Origin of the sequence: Marinomonas sp. MED121 (assembly GCF_000153025.1) — a bacterium.
In the GTDB taxonomy this organism is placed as follows: Bacteria; Pseudomonadota; Gammaproteobacteria; order Pseudomonadales; family Marinomonadaceae; genus Marinomonas.
The window spans coordinates 1-1,356 of record NZ_AANE01000046.1; the positions used below are offsets into that span (position 1 = coordinate 1).

Annotated in this window: 2 protein-coding genes; both read left to right on the forward strand. The window is 55.5% G+C overall.

The window, feature by feature from the left end:
* Positions 1-883 (forward strand): VCBS domain-containing protein (locus tag MED121_RS00085; protein ID WP_009831523.1); only part of this gene is annotated, 883 nt, incomplete at its 5' end.
* Positions 792-1,356: VCBS domain-containing protein (locus MED121_RS00090; RefSeq protein WP_131470964.1), on the forward strand; the 565-nt coding region annotated here is incomplete at its 3' end. The genes MED121_RS00085 and MED121_RS00090, both read left to right, overlap by 92 nt.

Here is a 1,356-nt window from a genome sequence, read left to right on the forward strand (position 1 = left end):
CGATGCGAGCTTGGTGTTCAGCACCGAGTCAACAGTCGAAGGCTTGACGCTGAATGCGGACGGTTCTTACAGCTTCGATGCGTCGTCTTACGACAGCTTGGAAGCAGGTGAAACACAGGTGATAACAATCCCTGTGACCGTGACCGACGACCAAAATGCGACCGACACAACGACCTTAACGATTACCGTGACCGGCACAAACGATGCGCCAGTTGCTGAAGCCGCAACAGGTGCGGTGGCAGAAGACGCGAGCATCACAGGCACCATCAGTGCCAGCGATGTGGATCTGGCTGACGATGCGAGCTTGGTGTTCAGCACCGAGTCAACAGTCGAAGGCTTGACGCTGAATGCGGACGGTTCTTACAGCTTCGATGCGTCGTCTTACGACAGCTTGGAAGCAGGTGAAACACAGGTGATAACAATCCCTGTGACCGTGACCGACGACCAAAATGCGACCGACACAACGACCTTAACGATTACCGTGACCGGCACAAACGATGCGCCAGTTGCTGAAGCCGCAACAGGTGCGGTGGCAGAAGACGCGAGCATCACAGGCACCATCAGTGCCAGCGATGTGGATCTGGCTGACGATGCGAGCTTGGTGTTCAGCACCGAGTCAACAGTCGAAGGCTTGACGCTGAATGCGGACGGTTCTTACAGCTTCGATGCGTCGTCTTACGACAGCTTGGAAGCAGGTGAAACACAGGTGATAACAATCCCTGTGACCGTGACCGACGACCAAAATGCGACCGACACAACGACCTTAACGATTACCGTGACCGGCACAAACGATGCGCCAGTTGCTGAAGCCGCAACAGGGTGCGGTGGCAGAAGACGCGAGCATCACAGGCACCATCAGTGCCAGCGATGTGGATCTGGCTGACGATGCGAGCTTGGTGTTCAGCACCGAGTCAACAGTCGAAGGCTTGACGCTGAATGCGGACGGTTCTTACAGCTTCGATGCGTCGTCTTACGACAGCTTGGAAGCAGGTGAAACACAGGTGATAACAATCCCTGTGACCGTGACCGACGACCAAAATGCGACCGACACAACGACCTTAACGATTACCGTGACCGGCACAAACGATGCGCCAGTTGCTGAAGCCGCAACAGGTGCGGTGGCAGAAGACGCGAGCATCACAGGCACCATCAGTGCCAGCGATGTGGATCTGGCTGACGATGCGAGCTTGGTGTTCAGCACCGAGTCAACAGTCGAAGGCTTGACGCTGAATGCGGACGGTTCTTACAGCTTCGATGCGTCGTCTTACGACAGCTTGGAAGCAGGTGAAACACAGGTGATAACAATCCCTGTGACCGTGACCGACGACCAAAATGCGACCGACACAACGACCTTAA